At 71.4% G+C, this 18706-nt stretch carries 24 protein-coding genes; 19 read left to right on the forward strand and 5 right to left on the reverse strand.

From position 1 onward, the window contains the following. Nucleotides 1–60: 60 nt before the first annotated feature. Nucleotides 61–738: a hypothetical protein gene (locus ACYQ1K_RS06285; protein WP_459981972.1), complete on the reverse strand. Its 678-nt coding sequence runs from the start codon at nt 736–738 to the stop codon at nt 61–63. 152 nt (nt 739–890) lie between these two features. On the opposite strand from ACYQ1K_RS06285, the gene hisD reads away from it, so the two are divergent. The 8 genes from hisD to ACYQ1K_RS06325 are packed head-to-tail and all read left to right on the forward strand — an operon-like array spanning nt 891 to nt 7286. Then, nucleotides 891–2201 carry a histidinol dehydrogenase gene (gene hisD, locus ACYQ1K_RS06290; RefSeq protein ID WP_459981973.1) on the forward strand — a complete coding sequence of 437 codons (1311 nt, stop codon included), beginning with the start codon at nt 891–893 and terminating at the stop codon, nt 2199–2201. Next, nucleotides 2198–3307: a histidinol-phosphate transaminase gene (locus ACYQ1K_RS06295; RefSeq protein ID WP_459981974.1), complete on the forward strand. Its 1110-nt coding sequence runs from the start codon at nt 2198–2200 to the stop codon at nt 3305–3307. Before hisD ends, ACYQ1K_RS06295 begins: the two co-directional genes overlap by 4 nt. Further along, nucleotides 3304–3924 (forward strand): imidazoleglycerol-phosphate dehydratase HisB, encoded by a 621-nt coding sequence (gene hisB, locus ACYQ1K_RS06300; protein WP_459981975.1) that lies wholly within the window; start codon nt 3304–3306, stop codon nt 3922–3924. Before ACYQ1K_RS06295 ends, hisB begins: the two co-directional genes overlap by 4 nt. Beyond that, nucleotides 3924–4583 (forward strand): imidazole glycerol phosphate synthase subunit HisH, encoded by a 660-nt coding sequence (gene hisH, locus ACYQ1K_RS06305; protein WP_459981976.1) that lies wholly within the window; start codon nt 3924–3926, stop codon nt 4581–4583. Before hisB ends, hisH begins: the two co-directional genes overlap by 1 nt. 30 nt (nt 4584–4613) lie before the next feature. After that, on the forward strand, nt 4614–5351 hold the full coding sequence (priA, locus tag ACYQ1K_RS06310) for a bifunctional 1-(5-phosphoribosyl)-5-((5-phosphoribosylamino)methylideneamino)imidazole-4-carboxamide isomerase/phosphoribosylanthranilate isomerase PriA (protein WP_459981977.1): 738 nt from the start codon (nt 4614–4616) through the stop codon (nt 5349–5351). Beyond that, the gene (gene hisF, locus ACYQ1K_RS06315; RefSeq protein WP_459981978.1) at nt 5348–6109 is read left to right on the forward strand and encodes an imidazole glycerol phosphate synthase subunit HisF; all 762 of its coding nucleotides are present in this window, start codon (nt 5348–5350) and stop codon (nt 6107–6109) included. The genes priA and hisF overlap by 4 nt, the downstream gene beginning before the upstream one ends. Nucleotides 6110–6157: 48 nt before the next feature. Continuing rightward, on the forward strand, nt 6158–6721 hold the full coding sequence (locus tag ACYQ1K_RS06320) for a dihydrofolate reductase family protein (RefSeq protein WP_459981979.1): 564 nt from the start codon (nt 6158–6160) through the stop codon (nt 6719–6721). Between the two features lie 22 nt (nt 6722–6743). Then, nucleotides 6744–7286 (forward strand): Uma2 family endonuclease, encoded by a 543-nt coding sequence (locus tag ACYQ1K_RS06325; protein ID WP_459981980.1) that lies wholly within the window; start codon nt 6744–6746, stop codon nt 7284–7286. Between the two features lie 43 nt (nt 7287–7329). On the opposite strand, the gene ACYQ1K_RS06330 is transcribed toward ACYQ1K_RS06325, so the two are convergent. Beyond that, complete coding sequence (locus ACYQ1K_RS06330) at nt 7330–7617, reverse strand: helix-turn-helix domain-containing protein (RefSeq protein ID WP_459981981.1); 288 nt, start codon at nt 7615–7617, stop codon at nt 7330–7332. Between the two features lie 94 nt (nt 7618–7711). Further along, complete coding sequence (locus ACYQ1K_RS06335; protein WP_459981982.1) at nt 7712–8356, reverse strand: TIGR03085 family metal-binding protein; 645 nt, start codon at nt 8354–8356, stop codon at nt 7712–7714. Nucleotides 8357–8391: 35 nt separating this feature from the next. Between ACYQ1K_RS06335 and ACYQ1K_RS06340 the strand changes: the two genes are divergently transcribed. Genes ACYQ1K_RS06340 through ACYQ1K_RS06365 form a run of 6 tightly spaced genes read left to right on the forward strand, consistent with a single transcriptional unit; the run spans nt 8392 to nt 13545 of the window. Beyond that, nucleotides 8392–10185, forward strand: a complete 1794-nt coding sequence (locus ACYQ1K_RS06340; RefSeq protein WP_459981983.1) for an ABC transporter ATP-binding protein — start codon at nt 8392–8394, stop codon at nt 10183–10185. 5 nt (nt 10186–10190) lie between these two features. Next, nucleotides 10191–11978, forward strand: a complete 1788-nt coding sequence (locus ACYQ1K_RS06345; RefSeq protein WP_459982185.1) for an ABC transporter ATP-binding protein — start codon at nt 10191–10193, stop codon at nt 11976–11978. Further along, nucleotides 11975–12313, forward strand: coding sequence for a phosphoribosyl-AMP cyclohydrolase (gene hisI, locus ACYQ1K_RS06350; RefSeq protein ID WP_459981984.1), 339 nt, complete (start codon nt 11975–11977; stop codon nt 12311–12313). The genes ACYQ1K_RS06345 and hisI overlap by 4 nt, the downstream gene beginning before the upstream one ends. After that, nucleotides 12310–12864 carry a Trp biosynthesis-associated membrane protein gene (locus tag ACYQ1K_RS06355; RefSeq protein WP_459981985.1) on the forward strand — a complete coding sequence of 185 codons (555 nt, stop codon included), beginning with the start codon at nt 12310–12312 and terminating at the stop codon, nt 12862–12864. The genes hisI and ACYQ1K_RS06355 overlap by 4 nt, the downstream gene beginning before the upstream one ends. Before the next feature lie 44 nt (nt 12865–12908). Next, complete coding sequence (locus ACYQ1K_RS06360; RefSeq protein WP_459981986.1) at nt 12909–13106, forward strand: HGxxPAAW family protein; 198 nt, start codon at nt 12909–12911, stop codon at nt 13104–13106. 4 nt (nt 13107–13110) lie between these two features. After that, nucleotides 13111–13545: a DUF2752 domain-containing protein gene (locus ACYQ1K_RS06365; RefSeq protein WP_459981987.1), complete on the forward strand. Its 435-nt coding sequence runs from the start codon at nt 13111–13113 to the stop codon at nt 13543–13545. A gap of 15 nt (nt 13546–13560) precedes the next feature. Here the strand turns inward: ACYQ1K_RS06365 and ACYQ1K_RS06370 are convergent, their stop codons facing one another. Beyond that, nucleotides 13561–13899, reverse strand: a complete 339-nt coding sequence (locus ACYQ1K_RS06370) for a DUF4190 domain-containing protein (RefSeq protein ID WP_459981988.1) — start codon at nt 13897–13899, stop codon at nt 13561–13563. 4 nt (nt 13900–13903) lie between these two features. After that, on the reverse strand, nt 13904–14215 hold the full coding sequence (locus ACYQ1K_RS06375; RefSeq protein WP_459981989.1) for a DUF4190 domain-containing protein: 312 nt from the start codon (nt 14213–14215) through the stop codon (nt 13904–13906). 151 nt (nt 14216–14366) lie between these two features. Between ACYQ1K_RS06375 and trpC the strand changes: the two genes are divergently transcribed. From trpC to lgt, 5 genes are read left to right on the forward strand one after another with little or no spacing between them, the layout of a single operon-like run. Continuing rightward, nucleotides 14367–15161 carry an indole-3-glycerol phosphate synthase TrpC gene (gene trpC, locus ACYQ1K_RS06380; RefSeq protein WP_459981990.1) on the forward strand — a complete coding sequence of 265 codons (795 nt, stop codon included), beginning with the start codon at nt 14367–14369 and terminating at the stop codon, nt 15159–15161. Beyond that, a complete protein-coding gene (gene trpB, locus ACYQ1K_RS06385; protein ID WP_459981991.1) occupies nt 15158–16390 on the forward strand; it encodes a tryptophan synthase subunit beta in 1233 nt (410 codons plus the stop codon). Before trpC ends, trpB begins: the two co-directional genes overlap by 4 nt. Continuing rightward, nucleotides 16387–17184: a tryptophan synthase subunit alpha gene (trpA, locus tag ACYQ1K_RS06390; RefSeq protein WP_459981992.1), complete on the forward strand. Its 798-nt coding sequence runs from the start codon at nt 16387–16389 to the stop codon at nt 17182–17184. The genes trpB and trpA overlap by 4 nt, the downstream gene beginning before the upstream one ends. Continuing rightward, a complete protein-coding gene (locus ACYQ1K_RS06395; protein WP_459981993.1) occupies nt 17177–17800 on the forward strand; it encodes an SCO family protein in 624 nt (207 codons plus the stop codon). The genes trpA and ACYQ1K_RS06395 overlap by 8 nt, the downstream gene beginning before the upstream one ends. Beyond that, entirely contained in the window at nt 17797–18681 is an 885-nt protein-coding gene (lgt, locus tag ACYQ1K_RS06400) for a prolipoprotein diacylglyceryl transferase (protein WP_459981994.1), read from the forward strand. Before ACYQ1K_RS06395 ends, lgt begins: the two co-directional genes overlap by 4 nt. Nucleotides 18682–18706: the final 25 nt, after the last annotated feature.

The following is an 18706-nucleotide window of genomic DNA, read 5'->3' on the forward strand; positions in this document are numbered from 1 at the left end:
ACGCGCTGGGCGCCCCACGCCGGAGTCGGTGATCGTGCTCGATGGTCGGTGCTGGGCGACTCAGTGCTCGACGATGACGGCGTCGATCCGGCGGTGGTAGCGACGACCGACGGCGCTGCCCAGGAGCGCGCCGAGGAGCATGACGGCCAGCAGGACGACGGCCGTGACGATCGCACCCCACGTCAGCTGGTTGCCGCTGATGTCGAGCGAGGGCAGGTCGAGTCGCTGTAGCACGTCGTACCGGCTGCCGAACACGGCCGAGGCGACCACGGCGATCGCGAGGGTGACCAGGCCGATCAGCCAGACGCCGAGTCCCTGGCGAGCGCCGTCGAAGCGCGACATCCGTCCGGCGACGTACCCGCCGGCGTAGTAGCCGACGAACATGATGACCGCGATCGCGATGGCGGCGGCGAGCCCGACGGTCCCAGGGTTGCTCTCAGCGTCGCGCATCGACCAGTTGAGGTTCGCCCCGACGGCCGTCGCGATGGCGCTGGTGATGGCCGCGAGCAGAACGGTCACGCCGACCGCGACCAGCCATCCGAAGAAGCAGGCGCCCCAGTTGGTGCCGCCGAACCTGTCGCGCGGCGTGACCGGGACGACGTGCGCGCGCCGCTCGACTGCCGAGTCGTCAGCCGTGCGGTCGTCGACCCGATCGTCGACCCGATCGCCCATATCGTGCGCAGTCTCGCTCGCGGCGGCATCGTGATGATGCCGGTGGATCAGTGCGTGTCGTGCCATGGCATGCCTCCTCACGGTGATGTCCTCCGGTTGCCGTCAGACGCGCGCGGCATGCCTTCAGGCGTGCGCGGCCGGCTCACGGCTCCATGAGGCGCCGTCCATGTGGGGCACGGCGTCGGAGTGCGCCGGTCGCGACTCGTAGAATCAGACCCATGACCATCCGCCGCCTCGACCTGCGTGGCGCCTCCTCCACGGGAGCGCCCGTCGACTACCGCTCGGCCGTGCCGCGCGCCGAGTTCGACGTCGAGGCCGCGGCACATGTCGTCCAGCCGATCCTGGACGACATCGCCGCGCGTGGCGTCGAGGCGATCCTCGAGCTCAGCGAGCGTTTCGACCACGTCGAGCTGACCGACATCAGGGTGCCCGCGACCGCGCTCTCGACCGCGCTCGCCGACCTCGACCCCGCCGTCCGCGCCGGCCTGGAGGAGTCCATCCAGCGGCTCCGGACGACGTGTGCGAACGAGCTCGAGTCCGACGCCGTCACCGACCTCGCACCCGGCGCCCGCGTGACCCACCGCAAGGTCCCCGTCGGCCGCGTCGGTCTCTACGTCCCCGGCGGCTTGGCGCCGCTGGTCTCGAGCGTGCTCATGAACGTCGTGCCGGCCCAGGTGGCCGGCGTCTCGTCGATCGCCCTGTCCTCGCCGCCGCAGGCCGAGTTCGGGGGCCTGCCGCACCCGACCATCCTCGCGGCGTGCGCGCTGCTCGGGGTGGAGGAGGTCTACGCGGTCGGAGGGGCCCAGGCGATCGCCATGTTCGCCTACGGCGTCGGGCCGTGTGAGCGGGTGGACCTGGTGACCGGTCCGGGCAACATCTACGTGGTCACGGCGAAGCGGCTGCTGAAGGGTCAGGTGGGCATCGACTCCGAGGCCGGACCGACCGAGATCGCCATCCTGGCGGACGAGACCGCGGACCCCGCCTACGTCGCCGCCGACCTGATCTCGCAGGCCGAGCACGACCCGCTGGCCGCCTCGGTGCTGGTCACCGACAGCGAGAGTCTCGCCAGCGACGTGGAGGCCGAGCTCGACAAGCAGGTCGCCGCGACCAAGCACGTCGAGCGGATCCGCACGGCGCTTTCGGGCACCCAGTCGGGCATCGTGCTCGTCGACGACCTGGAGCAGGGTCTGGCCGTCGTCAACGCCTACGCCGCCGAGCACCTGGAGATCCAGACCCGGGATGCGCACGAGTGGGCGGCGCGGGTGGCCAACGCCGGCGCCGTCTTCATCGGGCCGTTCGCTCCAGTGAGCCTGGGCGACTACGCCGCCGGCTCCAACCACGTGCTGCCGACCGGTGGGTGTGCCTGTCACTCCTCCGGGCTGTCCGTGCGCGCCTTCACCAAGTCGATCCACGTGATCGACTACTCCCGCGAGGGGCTCGAGGGCGTCAAGGACCACGTCGTCACGCTCGCCGAGGCGGAGGACCTGCCCGGCCACGGCGCGGCGGTGCGCGTCCGGTTCGAGTCATGAGCGCGGTCGACGATCCAGGCTCGCCGACGGTGTGGCCTCCGATCCGGCCCGAGCTGGCCGGCATCGCGCCGTACGGCGCTCCGCAGCTCGACGTGCCCGTCCAGCTCAACGTCAACGAGAACCCGTACGGTCCTTCGCCGGAGTGCATCGCGGACATCGCCGAGGCGGCGGCGCGGGCGGCGGCGACGCTCAACCGCTACCCCGACCGGGAGTTCAGCGAGCTGCGCACCGCCCTGGCGGCGTACCTCTCGGGGGACGCGCCTGTCACCGCGGACATGGTGTGGGCGGCGAACGGCTCCAACGAGGTCATGCTCCAGCTCCTGCAGGCCTTCGGTGGGCCGGGGCGCACGGCGGTGAGCTTCGCGCCGACGTACTCGATGTATCCAGAGTATGCGCGCGACACCCACACCGAGTGGCTCGCCGGTGCCCGCGAGGCCGACTTCAGCCTCGACCTCGACAAGGCGCGCGCCCTCGTGGGCGAGGTGCGCCCGAGCGTCGTCCTGCTCCCGAGCCCCAACAACCCGACGGGGACAGCACTGCCGCCCGAGGCGATCGGTGTGCTGTGCGAGGCCGTCGGCGACGACGGGATCGTGGTGGTCGACGAGGCCTACGGCGAGTTCCGCCGATCCGGCGTGCCGAGCGCGCTGGAGTCGCTGGCGACCCACCGCAACCTCGTGGTGACCCGGACGATGTCCAAGGCCTTCGCCGGTGCGGGCCTGCGGCTGGGCTACCTGGCGGCGCATCCCGCGATCACCGACGCGATCCGCGTCGTGCGGCTGCCCTACCACCTCTCGGCGGTCACGCAGGCTGTCGCGGTGGCGGCCCTGCGACACGCGCCGGAGCTGCTCGGCAAGGTGGACGAGCTGCGCGGCGAGCGGGACAGGACCGTCGACTGGCTGCGCGAGCAGGGCCACGAGGTCGCCGACTCGGACGCCAACTACGTGCTGTTCGGGCGCTTCGCGGACCGCCATGCCGTCTGGCAGGGGCTGCTCGACCGCGGCGTGCTGATCCGGGAGGTCGGCCCCGACGGCTGGCTGCGGGTGTCGATCGGCACCGCCGCCGAGATGGACGCATTCAAGAACGCACTGACAGAGGTGTTGGCATGACCGGCAGGACCGCACGGATCGAACGAGCCACGTCGGAGTCGAAGGTGCTCGTCGAGCTCGACCTCGACGGCACAGGCCGTCACGACATCTCCACCGGCGTCGGGTTCTACGACCACATGCTGACCGCGTTCGCTCGGCACGCGCTGGTCGACCTGACGGTGCAGACCGAGGGCGACACCCACATCGACGCGCACCACACCGTCGAGGACACCGCGATCGTCCTCGGCCAGGCGCTGCGCGAGGCTCTCGGTGACAAGCGCGGCATCCGGCGCTTCGGAGACGCGACGGTGCCGCTCGACGAGGCGCTGGTGCAGGCCGTCGTCGACGTCTCGGGCCGGCCCTACTGCGTCCACACCGGCGAGCCGGAGGGCCAGGTCTACGTCACCATCGGCAACGACGGCACTGGTGGACCCGGCTATGGCGGCTCGCTCACCCGCCACGTCTTCGAGACCATCGCCTTCCACGCCCACCTCGCCCTGCACGTCCGGGTGCTGGCCGGCCGAGACCCGCACCACCTGGTGGAGACGCAGTTCAAGGCGTTCGCACGGGCCTTCCGCGACGCGATCGCGCTGGACCCGCGCGAGACGGGCGTGCCGTCGACCAAGGGCACGCTCTAGTGGGGGCACCGAGCGTCGTCGTCCTCGACTACGGCTCCGGCAACCTTCGCTCAGCGGTGCGTGCGGTCGAGCGCGCCGGCGCGTCGGTGACGCTGACCGGCGACTTCGACGAGGCGCTCGACGCCGACGGGCTGCTGGTCCCCGGCGTCGGCGCGTACGCCGCCTGCATGGCCGGCCTGCGCGCCATCAAGGGCGACCGGATCGTGGGTCGCCGGCTCTCGGGCGGCCGGCCCGTGCTCGGCATCTGCGTGGGCATGCAGATCCTGTTCGCACGAGGCGTCGAGCATGGGGTCGAGACCGAGGGCTGCGACGAGTGGCCGGGCGTCGTCGAGCGGCTCCAGGCGCCGATCGTGCCGCACATGGGCTGGAACACCGTCGAGGTCCCCGAGGGCTCGGCCGCGTTCGCCGGCATCGAGGACCAGCGGTTCTACTTCGTGCACTCCTACGCCGTGCGGTCGTGGGACCTGGTCACCAACGACCGGACCCGGGCGCCGCTGGTCACCTGGGCCGAGACGGGGTCGCCGGACGAGGGGGGCGACCGCTTCGTGGCCGCTGTGGAGAACGGCCCCCTGTGGGCGACCCAGTTCCACCCGGAGAAGTCGGGCGACGCCGGGGCCGCGCTCCTGCGCAACTGGGTGCAGTCGCTGAAGGCCGCCTGATGTCCTGTTCGACCGAGTCTAGGAACCGCATTGTCTGACTACCTCGAGCTCCTCCCCGCCGTCGACATCAAGGGCGGCCAGGCCGTCCAGCTGGTGCAGGGCGTCGACGGCTCCGAGAAGCGCTTCGGCGACCCCATCCAGGCGGCCCTGCGGTGGCAGGAGCTGGGCGCCGAGTGGATCCACCTCGTCGACCTCGACGCGGCGTTCGGGCACGGCGAGAACCGCTCGCTCCAGGCCGAGATCGTGGGCCGGCTCGACATCAAGGTCGAGATGAGCGGTGGCATCCGCGACGACGAGTCGCTGGAGGCGGCGATGGCGACCGGCTGCCGCCGCGTCAACATCGGCACCGCCGCGCTGGAGAAGCCGGAGTGGTGCGCGCGCGCCATCGCGACGTACGGCGACCGCGTGGCCATCGGACTCGACGTCCGCGGCACCACTCTGGCCGCCCGCGGCTGGACCCAGGAGGGCGGCGACCTCTACGAGACCCTCGCGCGCCTCGACTCCGAGGGCTGCGCCCGCTACGTCGTCACCGACGTCAACAAGGACGGCATGCTGCAGGGGCCGAACCTGCAGCTCCTGCGGGACGTCTGCGCTGCCACACCGGCGCCCGTGGTGGCGTCGGGCGGGGTCACGACCATCGAGGACATCCGCGCGCTCATGGAGCTCGTGCCGCTCGGCGTCGAGGGCGCGATCGCCGGGACCGCGCTCTACACCGGGTCGCTCTCCCTGAGCGAGGCGCTGCAGGAGACCCGGGGCGAGACGTCATGAGCCTGGCGGTCCGAGTCATCCCGTGCCTCGACGTCGACGGCGGGCGGGTGGTCAAGGGCATCAACTTCCAGGACCTGCGCGACGCGGGCGACCCGGTGGAGCTGGCGAAGGTGTACGACGCCGAGGGCGCCGACGAGCTGACGTTCCTCGACATCTCGGCCTCGCACGAGGGTCGCGCGACCACCATGGAGATCGTCTCGGCGACCGCCGAGCAGGTCTTCATCCCCCTCACCGTCGGGGGCGGCGTGGGCTCGGTCGAGGACGTGGACCGGCTGCTGCGAGCCGGTGCCGACAAGGTGGCGATCAACACCGCCGCCATCCGTCGTCCGGAGCTGATCGCCGAGGTCGCCGACCGGTTCGGCAACCAGGTGCTCGTCCTCTCGGTCGACGCTCGTCGCGCTGCCGGCACTCCGTCTGGCTTCGAGGTGACGACCCACGGTGGGCGGCAGTCGGCCGGCATCGACGCCCTCGAGTGGGCCGCACGCGCGGCCGAGCTGGGGGCGGGGGAGATCCTCCTCAACGCCATGGACGCCGACGGCACCGAGGACGGCTTCGACCTGGACCTGATCCGAGCGGTGCGCCGCGAGGTCTCGATCCCCGTCATCGCGTCCGGTGGTGCCGGTGCCGCCGAGCACTTCGGGCCGGCGGTCGAAGCGGGCGCGGACGCCGTCCTCGCCGCCACGATCTTCCACTTCGGCAAGGTCCGCATCAGCGAGGCGAAGGACGCCCTGCGCGCGGCCGGGGCGACCGTTCGCTGAGCGGCTGACGGTGGCCCGCCCTCCGAGCAGCGCCCTAGGCTCGGGGCCGTGACCCGGTTCGTCTACGCCACGGCGACATCGCTCGACGGCTTCCTGGCCGACGCCGACAACTCACTCGACTGGCTCTTCGCCGTCGACGGGGGCGACGACTCGATGAGCGCCTTGGAGGCCTTCGTCGAGGGCGTCGGCGTCATGGTCGAGGGGTCCACGACCTACCGCTGGGTCCTTGAGCAGGAGAGCCTCCTCGACGCACCTGAGAAGTGGCAGCAGTTCTACGGCGACCGCGCCACGTTCGTGTTCTCCTCGCGCGAGGACCTGCCACTCGTGCCGGGCGCGGACATCCGGATCGTGTCCGGTCCCGTCTCGCAGCACATCGGCGCGATCCGCGACGCGGCCGGCGACAAGGACGTCTGGATCGTCGGTGGGGGAGACCTGGCCGGCCAGTTCCACGACGCCGGGCTGCTGGACGAGCTGATGCTGTCGGTCGCCGCCGTGACGCTCGGCTCAGGTGCCCCGCTCCTGCCCCGCCGGATCGAGTCCGCCGCCCTGCGCTTGGCCGAGGTGGGCCGGACCGGACAGTTCGTGCAGCTGCGCTACGACGTCGTCCGCTGAGCTGTCTGCCACGAGCGGAGGCGTGGGGTCGTCCTCACGGACGCTGTCCACAGAGGCGGCCCGCGACGGCGTTGCCGGCGTCGCCTGTGGAGAGTTCTTTGCGCACGCGTGCCTGCCTCGACGAGCCTGTGACGGCCAGGCCGTCGCGTCGCGGCTCGGGGTCTTGTTCGCCGTGTCGCTCCCGGACCTCGTCATCGTCCAGGAGGCGGGGCTTCGGACCGCGCGAAACGGCTTGCGCATACCGGACGTGATGGTTCTGCCTGCGGAGGAGGACAGCGTCTGGGCCGAGCAGCCACCCATCATCGTCGTCGAGATCACCTCCCGCTCGACACGGGCCGAGGACACTCTGCGCAAACGCGAGGAGTATGCGCGCACCGGCGCTGGACAGTACTGGCTCCTCGACCGTGAACACCGGACTCTCACGGTGGTCGAGTACGACCACGGCATCCCATCTGTGATCCTCGAGCTCGACGATGAGGAGCGGTCAGGTGAGGTCCGGGTCGGGGAGTGCGGCGTGGTGGCCGTCGACCTCCGTCGCCTTCTGCCCGACCTGCCAGCCGACTGAGCGCGTCGCGCATCGACTCGACGGCAAACGAGGCGCGCCAGGATCAGCCCTCGGGGTCGATGAGGAGAAGCGGACTGGTCTCCAGCGCCTCCGCCAACAGGAAGATCGTGTCCAGACGGGCGTTTCCCGGCCCGGGCATCCCGGTCACCGGATCCTTGGAGTTGTTGCGGTTCTTCTCGATGTTCTGGATCTGGTTGCGCGAGATGCCGGTGCGCTCGGCCAGCTGCTCCTGGGTCATGCCGAGGGCCGTCCGGCGCTCAGTGACGCGGCGCCCCAGCAGCTCTGCGGCTCGGAAGTACGAGGGCGGTGGCTGACGCTGACGTGAAGGCACGGGCCAAGGGTGGCCCGCGCGCATAGGCATGTCCGCCCAATAAATGGGGAAAGTTCCACTCTGTTGGGCTGTGCGAAGCGGTGGTCAGCGCCGCTCAGATGGACATCTGCGCCGAACGCAGTTGATCCACCCGCTCGGCGGGACCATCGAACGAAAGCCCGCTCACCGCGGACCGGCCTGCCAGGAACAGCAGCACCTCCGACACCGGCCCGGAGACCACGACGGGCGAGTCGCCCCCACGCAGCACGGCGCGGCGCGAGCCGGACTCGATGGCGACCGGCACGCCGGCTCGGCGCACCGAGAGCCGGCCGACGGTCGTGGCTGCGAGCCACAGGTGCCGCTCGTCGCGAGCGGAGAGCGATCGCACGGACCAGGTCGGCTGGGCACGGCGGACGTCCTCGTGGTGCACGAAGAGCTCCATCCCGTTGACGACAGGGTCGAGGACCGCGAGGGGCAACGGCACCGATCGAAGTCGCGTCACCAGTGACGCGAGATCGAGGTGCGCGAGCTCGGCCGATGCGCTCTCGGTCGAGGCGACCACCGAGGGCACCACGTCCCCGAGGGAGGTCCACGGCTTGCGCTCGCGGACGAGCAGATGCACCACGAGGTCCTTGACCGACCACCCGTCGCACATCGTCGGGGCGGATCCGCCGACGGCGAGCGCGAGATCGCACAGCTCGTCGCGCTCGCGGGCGGCGAGCGAGTGGGCGAACGGTCGCGGAATGAAGGAGGTCAGCACGGTCTCGACAGTAGTGGTCACTAGACTCGCCCCTTGTGAGTGGCGAGGGACCGAGTAGGCGCGCCACCACCCTCGACGGCTTCAAGGTGCTGTGGGTCGCCATCAAGCGCGAGCGCTGGCTCTTCACCCTGTCGACGATCGGAAGCGCACTGTTCGGGCTGCTCACCGTCGCCGACGCCTGGGTGCTGGGCTGGTCGACCGACCACGTGCTGCTGCCGGCGTTCAACGGCGAGCACGTCGGCGCGGCGGCGATGTGGGCGGTGCTCGGCCTCTTCGTCGGCGTGGCGATCCTGCGCGCGGTCGGCATCGTCGCGAGGCGGCTGGGCGCGGGCGTCATGCAGTATCGGATGCAGGCGCACACACGGCGCGCCGTCACCCGGCAGTATCTGAAGCTGCCGATGGAGTGGCACCAGCGTCACCCCGCCGGGGAGCTGCTCAGCAACGCCAACTCCGACGTCGAGGCGGCGTGGGGGCCGATCGCGCCGCTGCCGATGGCCGTCGGCACGGTCGTGATGATGGTGATCGCCGTCGTGCAGATGTTCGCCGCCGACGTCGTGCTGGCGCTGGTGGGGTTGCTCGTCTTCCCCGCGGTGGTGATCGCCAACCTCGTCTACCAGCGCTACAGCTCCCCGCTGATGACGCGCGCACAGCAGCTGCGCGCCGAGCTCAGCGAGGTCGCGCACGAGTCCTTCGACGGCGCCCTGGTCGTCAAGACGCTCGGCCGTGAGCCGGAGGAGACCGCGCGCTTCGCTCGCAAGGCGACGCAGCTGCGCGACATCAACATCCGTGCGGGCCGGATCCGAGCGGCGTTCGACCCGGCGCTCGCCGCCCTGCCGAACCTCGGCGTGCTGGTCGTCCTCCTCGTCGGCGCCGCACGGGTCCGCAGCGGTGCGACGGTGGCCGGCGACGTCGTGACCGTCTCCTATCTGCTCACCATCGTCTCCTTCCCGATCCGCTCGATCGGCTGGCTGCTGGGTGAGTTCCCGCGCAGCGTCGTGGGCTGGCGCCGCGTGCGAGCGGTGCTGGACGCCACCGGCTCCCTGCCGTACGGCGCCCGACGGCTCGCGCCCAGCGACGCGGGTGCCCGACTGAGCGTCGAGGCCGTCGCCTTCGCCTACGCGCCCGGCCAGCCGGTGCTGCGCGAGGTGACCTTCGAGGCCGAGCCCGGCCGGACCGTCGCCGTCGTCGGTGCGACGGCGGCCGGGAAGAGCACGCTGACGACGCTCCTGAGCCGCCTGGTCGACCCCGACGACGGTCGGGTGAGGATCGACGGCACCGACCTGCGCGACCTCGCCGCCGGCGAGCTCGCCACCGCCGTCGCCGTGGTCCCGCAGAGCGCGTTCCTCTTCGACGACACGGTGCGCGGCAACATCACCCTCGGCGCGGACATCGCCGACGAGGAGGTCTGGGCCGCCTTGCGCATCGCGCAGGGCGACGGCTTCGTGGCCGCTCTGGCCGAGGGGCTCGACACCAGGCTCGGCGAGCGGGGCACCAGCCTCTCCGGCGGCCAGCGCCAGCGGATCTCCCTGGCTCGCGCTCTCGTCCGCCACCCCCGCCTGCTCATCCTCGACGACGCCACCTCGGCGGTCGACCCGGAGGTCGAGCAGAGGATCCTGGCAGGCCTGCGCGAGCATCACGACAGCACCCTCGTCGTCGTCGCCTACCGGAAGGCGACCATCGGGCTGGCCGACGAGGTCGTGCTGCTCGCGGACGGCCGCATCGCCGACCGCGGCACCCATGCCGAGCTCCTCGAGCGCAACGCCGACTATGCCGAGCTCGTGAACGCCTACGAGGCGGAGGCCCACGGCGAGGAGGTCGGGGTCGAGTGAGCCAGATGAGCACCGGCGCCGAGCTCGGCGCAATCGAGACGCTGCGCCGCGGGGTGCGGCACTCACCTGAACTGACGGTCGGGATCCGCGTGACGCTTCTGCTGGCGATTCTCGCCAGCGCCGGTCAGGTGGTCGTGCCGATCACGGTCCAGCAGACCCTCGACAAGGGCATCGGAGCCGAGGGCGGGGTCGACCTCCGTTTCACGCTGGTCGCCACCGCGATCAGCGCCGTGGCGATCGTCGTCACCGGGTGGTCGTCGTACCTGATGACGAGCCGGCTCTTCACCGCCTCCGAGCGTGGGCTCGCCAGCCTGCGGACCAAGGCCTTCCGGCACGTCCACGACCTGCCGATGCTCACCCAGAACACCGAGCGTCGCGGCGCCCTGGTCAGCCGGGTGACGAGCGACGTCGACCAGATCAGCCAGTTCCTCGTCTTCGGCGGTCTGCTGTTCGTGGTGAGCGTCGGGCAGATGCTCGTGGCGACCGTCGTCATGGTCATCTACTCCTGGCAGCTCGCGATCGTGGTGTGGGTCTGCTTCGCGCCGCTCTTCCTCAGCATCCGCTGGTTCCAGCGCAGGCTCAGCGAGGCCTACACCGTCGTGCGCCACACCGTGGGCTCGCTGCTCTCCGCCGTCTCCGAGCCGGTGGTCGGCGCAGCCGTCGTGAAGGCGTACGCCGTCGAGGCCCGGACCCAGCAGCGGATCGATGCGGCTGTCGAGGCCAACATGGCCGCCCAGACGAAGGCCCAGCAGTTCACGGTCTTCTCGTTCTCCCTGGGTGGCGTCTCCGCCGGCTTCGCCAACGCCGGCGTGCTGCTCGTCGGTGTCTGGCTGGGCACGGAGGCCGGCGTCGACCTGACCGCCGGCAAGGTGCTCGCGTTCGCGTTCCTGGTGACCCTCTTCGTGGGCCCGGTCCAGATGGGCACCCAGATCCTCACCGACGGGCAGAACGCCGTCGCCAGCTGGCGGCGCGTGATCGGCATCCTCGAGACGCCCGCCGACCTCGTCGATCCCGGCGAGGGCGGCGCGACGCTGCCACGTGGTCCGATCGAGGTGCGGTTCGACCGGGTCGGGTTCGCCTATCCCGGCGGGCGTCCGGTCCTGCACGACATCGATCTGGCCATCCCGGCCGGCCGGCGCGTCGCAGTGGTCGGGGAGACCGGCAGCGGCAAGTCGACGATCGCCAAGCTGCTCACCCGCCTGATGGACCCGACGGAGGGCACCGTGCTGCTGGACGGGACCGATCTTCGAGAGGTGCGCCAGGACAGCCTGCGCAACAGCGTGGTGCTCGTGCCGCAGGAGGGCTTCCTCTTCGACGACACGATCGCGGCCAACGCACGCTATGGCCGCCTGGACGCGACCGATGACGCCATCCGCGCGGCGGCTGACGAGCTCGGGCTCGGCGACTGGTTGGCTGCCCTTCCTCATGGTCTCGAGACCCGCGCGGGCCAGCGCGGCGAGTCGCTGAGCGCAGGCGAGCGGCAGCTCGTGGCCCTGCTCCGCGCCCAGCTGGCCGACCCGGACCTCCTCGTCCTGGACGAGGCGACCAGCGCCGTCGACCCCGCCCTGGAGATGCGGATCGGCCGCGCGCTGGAGCGGTTGATGGCGGGTCGCACCAGCGTCACGATCGCGCACCGGCTCAGCACCGCCGAGGCGGCCGACGAGGTCGTCGTCGTCGACGCCGGTCGGATCGTCCAGCGCGGCCCGCACCGCGAGCTGGTCACGCACGCGGGGTCCGTCTACGACCGCCTGCACCGCTCGTGGGTGGCCCAGCAGGGGATAATCGGGGCGTGACCGATCTCGACGCCGCCATCGCCGCGCGCCTCAAGCGCACCTCGGACGGCCTCGTCCCCGCGGTCGTCCAGCAGCACGACACCGGCGAGGTGCTCATGCTGGGCTGGATGGACGACGAGGCGCTCGCCCGCACACTGAGCACCGGCCGGGCGACGTACTGGTCGCGCAGCCGCCAGGAGTACTGGGTCAAGGGCGAGACCTCCGGCCACCGTCAGTGGGTCAAGGAGGTCCGGCTCGACTGCGACGGGGACACGCTGCTGGTCAAGGTCGACCAGGAGGGCGCCGCCTGCCACACCGGCGACCGCACCTGCTTCGACGCCGACCTGCTCTCATGAGGCCGTTCTGGCCGACCGTCGTCCTGGGTGTCGCGGGCGCAGGCCTGGCGGCGTACGCCGGAGCGCAGGACTGGGTGAGGATCCATGCCGGCGGCGACCCCATCGCCTCCGTGGGGGTCAGTCTCGACAGCCCGGCGACCACGGCGCTCGCGCTGGTCGCGCTGGCGGCGTGGGGCGTCTTCCTCGTGACCCGCGGGCTGTTGCGCCGTGCCGTCGCCGTGCTGGCCGCGATCGCGTCGATCGCACCCGTGCTCGGGGTCTGGGGGACGCGCCGCCACCTCCTGCAGACCCACGCTGACTCGGTGGGCACGGTGTGGCCATGGCTGGCCGTCGTGGGCTGCCTCGTCTCGTTCGTCGCCGCCGGCATCGCGGTCGCCAAGGCGCCCGGCTGGCCCGAGATGGGCCGGCGATACGACGCACCCGCTGGTGCCAGCGCCGCGGAGCGCGACGCCCGGGTGCCGCTGGCCGAGCGTTCGAGCCTGGACGTCTGGAAGTCGCTCGACCAGGGTCATGACCCGACCAGTCCGCCGTCGTCCGAGCGGCCCGAATAGACTTCCACTCGCTACGCACGTCGAACGTCTTGAAGGAGCCCCGCATGTCCGACAGCCACGGCAACACCCCGGCCGCCTGGAGCGCCGTCTCTGTGGCCCTGCTGGGCTTCGTCGTCGGCAGCGTCGGCCTCATGCTCGACCCGGTCAACTACGTGATCTTCTGGATCGGCGCGGCACTCGTCGTCATCGCCGGCATCGTCTTCGGCGTCCTCGCCAAGCTCGGCTTCCACGGCAGCCACTAGTCCGATGACGGCGCTGGTCGCTCCGCAGGCGCCGCTGACGCGGCGGGAGCGACTGCGCGCCCCGCTCGTCACCATCGGCAGCCTCGCGGCCGCCACCCTCGCGCTGCATCTGCGCGACCCGCACCAGCGCGGCAGCTGGGGCGTGTGCCCGCTGTCCCTGCTCGGGATCTACTGCCCAGGCTGCGGCGGCCTGCGGGCGGTCAACGACCTGACGAACGGCCAGGTCAAGGCGGCCGCCTCGAGCAACCTGCTGGTCACGCTGGGCATCCCCGTGGCGACGGTCCTGCTCGCGCTGTGGGCGGTCCGGGCCTGGCGCGGAGCCCCTGCGCGTCAGCTCCCAGAGAGGGTGCGCCGTGCGCTGTGGTGGGCCGGCGGTGTGGTGGCGCTGACCTTCTTCGTCCTGCGCAACACTCCCCAGGGCGCGTGGCTCGCGCCCTGAGGAGTATGGCGGGGCTCAGGTCGTCGACGTCGAGGTGACCGCGCCGATGGCGATCAGGGCGAAGATGCCGATCACGAACACCACGCCGAGGGCGAGCAGCACCGTGGCGACGATCCCGCAGATCCGGCCAGCCTGCACGCTGCCGCGTCCGCCGATGGCGCCGCCCGAGGAGTCGATCTCGCGCAGGACGCGGTTGCCCATCACCCAGGCCGGGATGCCGAGGATGCCGCAGACGGCGAGGCTCAGGATGCCCAGGACCAGGATGGTCGTCGCCTGCGGGTGGTTCGGCGGCTGAGGGCCATATCCCGGATACGGCGAGCCGTAGCCCGACGGAGGTGGAGATCCGTAGCTCATGTGCTCAGCTGTTCGCGGCCAGGATGATGCGGACAACGATGCCGATGATCGACAGCACCGTGCCGACGATGCCGCAGATGTAGCCGGCGTTGACCATCCCTCGGCCGCCGATCGCACCGCCGGAGCGGTCGATCTCGTCGAGTGCTCGGCGCCCCATGACGATCGCGGGGATGCCGGTGAGGAAGCCGCAGCAGGGGATGCTGAGGATGCCGAGCACGAGGATGAGCACGGCACGGCGGTGGTTGGGGGCCGGCGCGCCGTACTGCGGCATGCCGTACCCCGGCGGGGGAGGAGGCGGGGGAGTCCCGTAGCTCATCAGGGTCCTTTCGCGAAGTTGCGGCGCTACGGCCGAGAGTCAGCCGGACACTATCTGTCTCAGCGGCTCCCGGGCGGGGAATGACGCACTGGCGCGGCATGAAACACTCGGGAGGTCGCCGGTGCGGCCGGCGAGGAACGAGAGGGAAGCAGTGGGCCAGGTAGACGGCGTGCTCGGCGAGATCATCGCCGGAGTGCGCACCGACCTCGAGGAGCGCCGGGCCGGGACGAGCGAGGCCGATCTGCGTGCGGCGGTCGCCGACGTCGACCCGCCCCGTGACCCGATGCCGCACTTCCGTGCCGCCGGCAGCAGCGTGATCGCCGAGGTGAAGCGCAGGAGCCCGAGCAAGGGTGCGCTGGCCGACATCCCCGACCCCGCCGAGCTCGCCCTCGCCTACCAGCGCGGGGGAGCGGCCGCGATCAGCGTCCTGACCGAGCAGCGCCGCTTCGGAGGCAGTCTCGAGGACCTGCGCTCGGTGCGGGCGGCCGTCGACGTCCCGATCCTGCGCAAGGACTTCATCGTCGAGGCCTATCAGCTCCTCGAGGCGCGGGCCGCGGGCGCCGACCTGGCGCTCCTCATCGTCGCCGCCCTCGACGACGAGGAGCTCCGCCGCCTGCACGACACCGCACGCGAGCTCGGCCTGACCGTGCTGGTCGAGGTCCACGACGAGATCGAGACCGAACGCGCGGTCTCCCTCGGCGCCGAGCTGGTCGGCGTCAACGCGCGCAACCTCAAGACGCTCGCCATCGACGAGGACGCCTTCGGCCGGCTCGCTCCGCTCATCCCGGACGACCGCGTCAAGGTCGCCGAGTCGGGCATCTTCGGGCCCACCGACGTGAAGCGGTATGTCGGCGAGGGCGCCCGAGCGGTGCTCGTCGGCGAGGCGCTCGTGAAGGACGGCGACCCGGAGGCCGCCGTGCGCAGCATGACAGGAGTGACGCCATGACGACCCACCTCAACGAGCACACGTCGTATGACGCCGACGCCCGCGGCTGGTTCGGCGGACCTGCCGAGGGCTTCGGCGGGAAGTTCATGCCGGAGGCGCTCATGAAGGCGCTCGACGAGCTCGACCTGGCTTGGCAGCAGGCCAAGGCCGACCCCGAGTTCGTCGCCGAGTTCGACGCCATCCTGCGCGACTACGCCAACCTGCCCAGTCCGCTCTACGAGGCCAAGCGCCTCTCGGAGAAGGTGGGGCGACGCATCCTGCTCAAGCGGGAGGACCTCAACCACACCGGCGCGCACAAGATCCGCAACGTGCTCGGCCAGGCGCTGCTGACGCGCCGGATGGGCAAGACCCGCGTCATCGCCGAGACCGGCGCCGGTCAGCACGGGGTCGCCAGCGCGACCGCCGCGGCGTACTTCGGGCTCGACTGCACCGTCTACATGGGCAAGGTCGACACCGAGCGCCAGGCGCTCAACGTGGCGCGGATGCAGCTGCTGGGCGCGGAGGTCATCGCTGTCGACTCGGGCAGCGCGACGCTCAAGGACGCGATCAACGAGGCGCTGCGCGACTGGGTCGCCAGCGTCGACACGACGGCGTACCTCTTCGGCACGGCCGCCGGACCGCACCCGTTCCCCACGCTCGTGCGCGACCTGACCCGCGGCATCGGTGATGAGGCACGAGCTCAGGTGCTGGAGCAGTACGGCGCCCTGCCGGACGCCATCGCTGCCTGCGTCGGGGGTGGGTCGAACGCGATCGGCCTCTTCACGGCCTTCCTCGACGACGCCGACGTGCGCATCTACGGCTTCGAGGCCGGGGGCGACGGCTACGAGACCGGCCGCCACGCCGCCACGATCACCGCGGGCGACGCCGGCGTTCTGCACGGGGCGCGCACCTTCGTCCTGCAGGACTCCGACGGGCAGACCATCGAGTCGCACTCGATCTCGGCCGGCCTGGACTATCCCGGCGTCGGGCCGCAGCACTCATGGCTGGCCAAGAGCGGTCGGGCGTCCTACCAGCCGGTCACCGACACCGAGGCCATGGAGGCCTTCTCGCTGCTGGCGCGGACCGAGGGCATCATCCCGGCCATCGAGTCGGCCCACGCCGTGGCCGGGGCGCTACGGGTCGCGCCGGAGCTGCCCGAGGGCGCGACCATCCTGGTCAGCCTGAGCGGGCGCGGCGACAAGGACATGGGCACGGCGATGGAGTGGTTCAAGCTGGGGGCCGAGGGATGAGCACGCGCACCGCGTTCGAGAAGGCGAAGGCCGACGGCCGGGCGGCGCTGGTCGGCTACCTGCCGGCCGGCTTCCCCGACGTCGACGGGGGCATCGAGGCGCTGCGCGCGATGGTCGCCGCGGGATGCGACGTCATCGAGGTCGGGCTGCCCTACAGCGACCCCGTGATGGACGGCCCCACGATCCAGGCTGCGGCGCAGCAGGCTCTCGACCGCGGCGTGCGCACGGTCGACGTCCTCCGGACCGTCGAGGCGGTGGCTGCGACCGGCGTGCCGACCGTCGTGATGACCTACTGGAACCCTGTCGAGAAGTACGGCGTCGAGCGGTTCGCCGCCGACCTCGCCAACGCCGGAGGTGCGGGTCTGATCACGCCCGACATCACCCCGGACTACGCCGAGGCCTGGATCTCGGCGGCCGACGCGCACGACCTCGACAAGATCTTCCTGGTCGCCCCGTCCAGCACCGACGAGCGGATCGCGATGACGACGGCGGCCTGCCGGGGCTTCGTCTACGCAACCGCCGTCATGGGGGTGACCGGTGCCCGCACGACGACGTCCGACCTCGCCGCGCCGCTCGTCGCGCGGACCAAGTCGACGACCGACCTGCCCGTCGGAGTGGGCCTCGGCGTCTCCGATGGGGACCAGGCGGCGTCGGTGGCGGCGTACGCCGACGGTGTGATCGTCGGCAGTGCCTTCGTCCGTGCCCTGCTCGACCACGCGGGGGACCGACGCGCGGCGCTCAGCGCGCTCACCGCGCTGACGGAGGACCTGGCCGCAGGCGTCAGGCGTGCCTAGGCGGCGTCGCTGCGCGCTCGCCGCGACACTCGTTGCCGCACTGCTCGCCCTGACCGCCTGCCGCGGCGGGGGCGAGGTGAGGTTCTCGGGGATCACGCACGCTCCCTACCAGGTCCCGGCCACGCCGCTGACCGACACCGCCGGCGCGCCGTACTCCCTCACCACGAGCACCACCAAGCCGCTGACCCTGGTCTTCTTCGGCTACACCCACTGCCCGGACATCTGCCCGATGGTGATGTCCAGCCTGGCCAGCGCGATGACCCGCCTGGACAAGGCCGACCGGGACAAGGTGGACGTCGTCTTCATCACCACCGACCCGGCGCGTGACACCGAGGCGGTGCTGCGCGGCTACCTCGGGCACTACGACCCCCGCTTCATCGGCCTGACCGGCAAGCTGCAGACCATCGTCGACGTCGCCAAGCCGCTCGCCGTCTACGTCTCCGACGGCACGAAGCTGGCCAGCGGCGGCTACGACCTCAACACCCACAGCACCCAGGTCACGGCCATCGGTCCTGACCATACGAGCACGGTGCTGTGGGACATGGACACCTCCTCGGCCCAGTTCGCCGCCGACATCACGGCGATCCTCCACGGGAAGGCCCCGAAGGACTCATGACTGTTCCCTCGATCGTTGCGCTGAGCATCCCCAGCCCCTCCCAAGGGGTCTGGCATCTCGGGCCCGTGCCGGTGCGCGGCTATGCGCTCTGCATCGTCCTCGGCATCGTCGTCGCTGTCTGGCTGAGCGAGCGCCGCTGGGTCGCGCGCGGGGGCAAGGCCGGCGAGATCCAGGACGTCGCGCTGTGGGCCGTGCCCTTCGGCATCGTCGGTGCGCGGCTGTACCACGTGGCCACCGACCACGACCTCTACTTCGGGCCGGGCAAGAGCGCATGGAACGCGCTCTACGTCTGGCACGGCGGCCTCGGCATCTGGGGCGGCATCGCGGGTGGTGCCGTCGGTGCCTACATCTGCGCGCGGCGCAAGGGGATCCGGATGCTGCCGCTCGTCGACACCATCGCACCGACCCTCCTGGTCGCCCAGGCGATCGGACGCTGGGGCAACTGGTTCAACCAGGAGCTCTACGGCAAGCCGACCACCCTGCCCTGGGGTCTCGAGATCGACCCTGCCCACCGGGTGCCGGGATACGAGCACGTCGCGACGTTCCACCCGACCTACCTCTACGAGTGCCTCTGGAACCTGGCCGGGTTCTGCCTGCTCCTCTGGCTCGAGCGTCGCTTCCGGCTCGGCTACGGCCGGGTCCTGGCGCTCTACGTGATGATCTACACGGCCGGCCGGTTCTGGATCGAGCAGTTGCGCATCGACACCGTCGAGCTGCACGACGTCCTCGGCCTCCGGTTCAACGTGTGGACCTCCCTCGTCCTGTTCGTCGCCGCCCTGGCGTTCTTCGTGTGGAGCCTGCGGACCCATCCCGGACGCGAGGAGCAGGTCTACGTCGAGCCGAGGAGTGAGTCGAGCGCCCCGGCGCCCGAGACCGACTGATCCGGCCGATCCGGCCGCCGTGTGC

The sequence above is a fragment of the Nocardioides sp. AN3 genome, assembly GCF_054653495.1.

Coding starts and splice junctions, on each gene's coding strand:
- hisB (WP_459981975.1), top strand. CDS start 3,304: ATGACCGGCAGGACCGCACGGATCGAACGAGCCACGTCGGAGTCGAAG.
- hisF (WP_459981978.1), top strand. CDS start 5,348: ATGAGCCTGGCGGTCCGAGTCATCCCGTGCCTCGACGTCGACGGCGGG.
- ACYQ1K_RS06285 (WP_459981972.1), bottom strand. CDS start 738: ATGGCACGACACGCACTGATCCACCGGCATCATCACGATGCCGCCGCG.
- trpB (WP_459981991.1), top strand. CDS start 15,158: ATGACGACCCACCTCAACGAGCACACGTCGTATGACGCCGACGCCCGC.
- trpA (WP_459981992.1), top strand. CDS start 16,387: ATGAGCACGCGCACCGCGTTCGAGAAGGCGAAGGCCGACGGCCGGGCG.
- ACYQ1K_RS06365 (WP_459981987.1), top strand. CDS start 13,111: ATGACGGCGCTGGTCGCTCCGCAGGCGCCGCTGACGCGGCGGGAGCGA.
- ACYQ1K_RS06360 (WP_459981986.1), top strand. CDS start 12,909: ATGTCCGACAGCCACGGCAACACCCCGGCCGCCTGGAGCGCCGTCTCT.
- hisD (WP_459981973.1), top strand. CDS start 891: ATGACCATCCGCCGCCTCGACCTGCGTGGCGCCTCCTCCACGGGAGCG.
- ACYQ1K_RS06375 (WP_459981989.1), bottom strand. CDS start 14,215: ATGAGCTACGGGACTCCCCCGCCTCCTCCCCCGCCGGGGTACGGCATG.
- ACYQ1K_RS06345 (WP_459982185.1), top strand. CDS start 10,191: ATGAGCACCGGCGCCGAGCTCGGCGCAATCGAGACGCTGCGCCGCGGG.
- ACYQ1K_RS06295 (WP_459981974.1), top strand. CDS start 2,198: ATGAGCGCGGTCGACGATCCAGGCTCGCCGACGGTGTGGCCTCCGATC.
- ACYQ1K_RS06355 (WP_459981985.1), top strand. CDS start 12,310: ATGAGGCCGTTCTGGCCGACCGTCGTCCTGGGTGTCGCGGGCGCAGGC.
- lgt (WP_459981994.1), top strand. CDS start 17,797: ATGACTGTTCCCTCGATCGTTGCGCTGAGCATCCCCAGCCCCTCCCAA.
- ACYQ1K_RS06370 (WP_459981988.1), bottom strand. CDS start 13,899: ATGAGCTACGGATCTCCACCTCCGTCGGGCTACGGCTCGCCGTATCCG.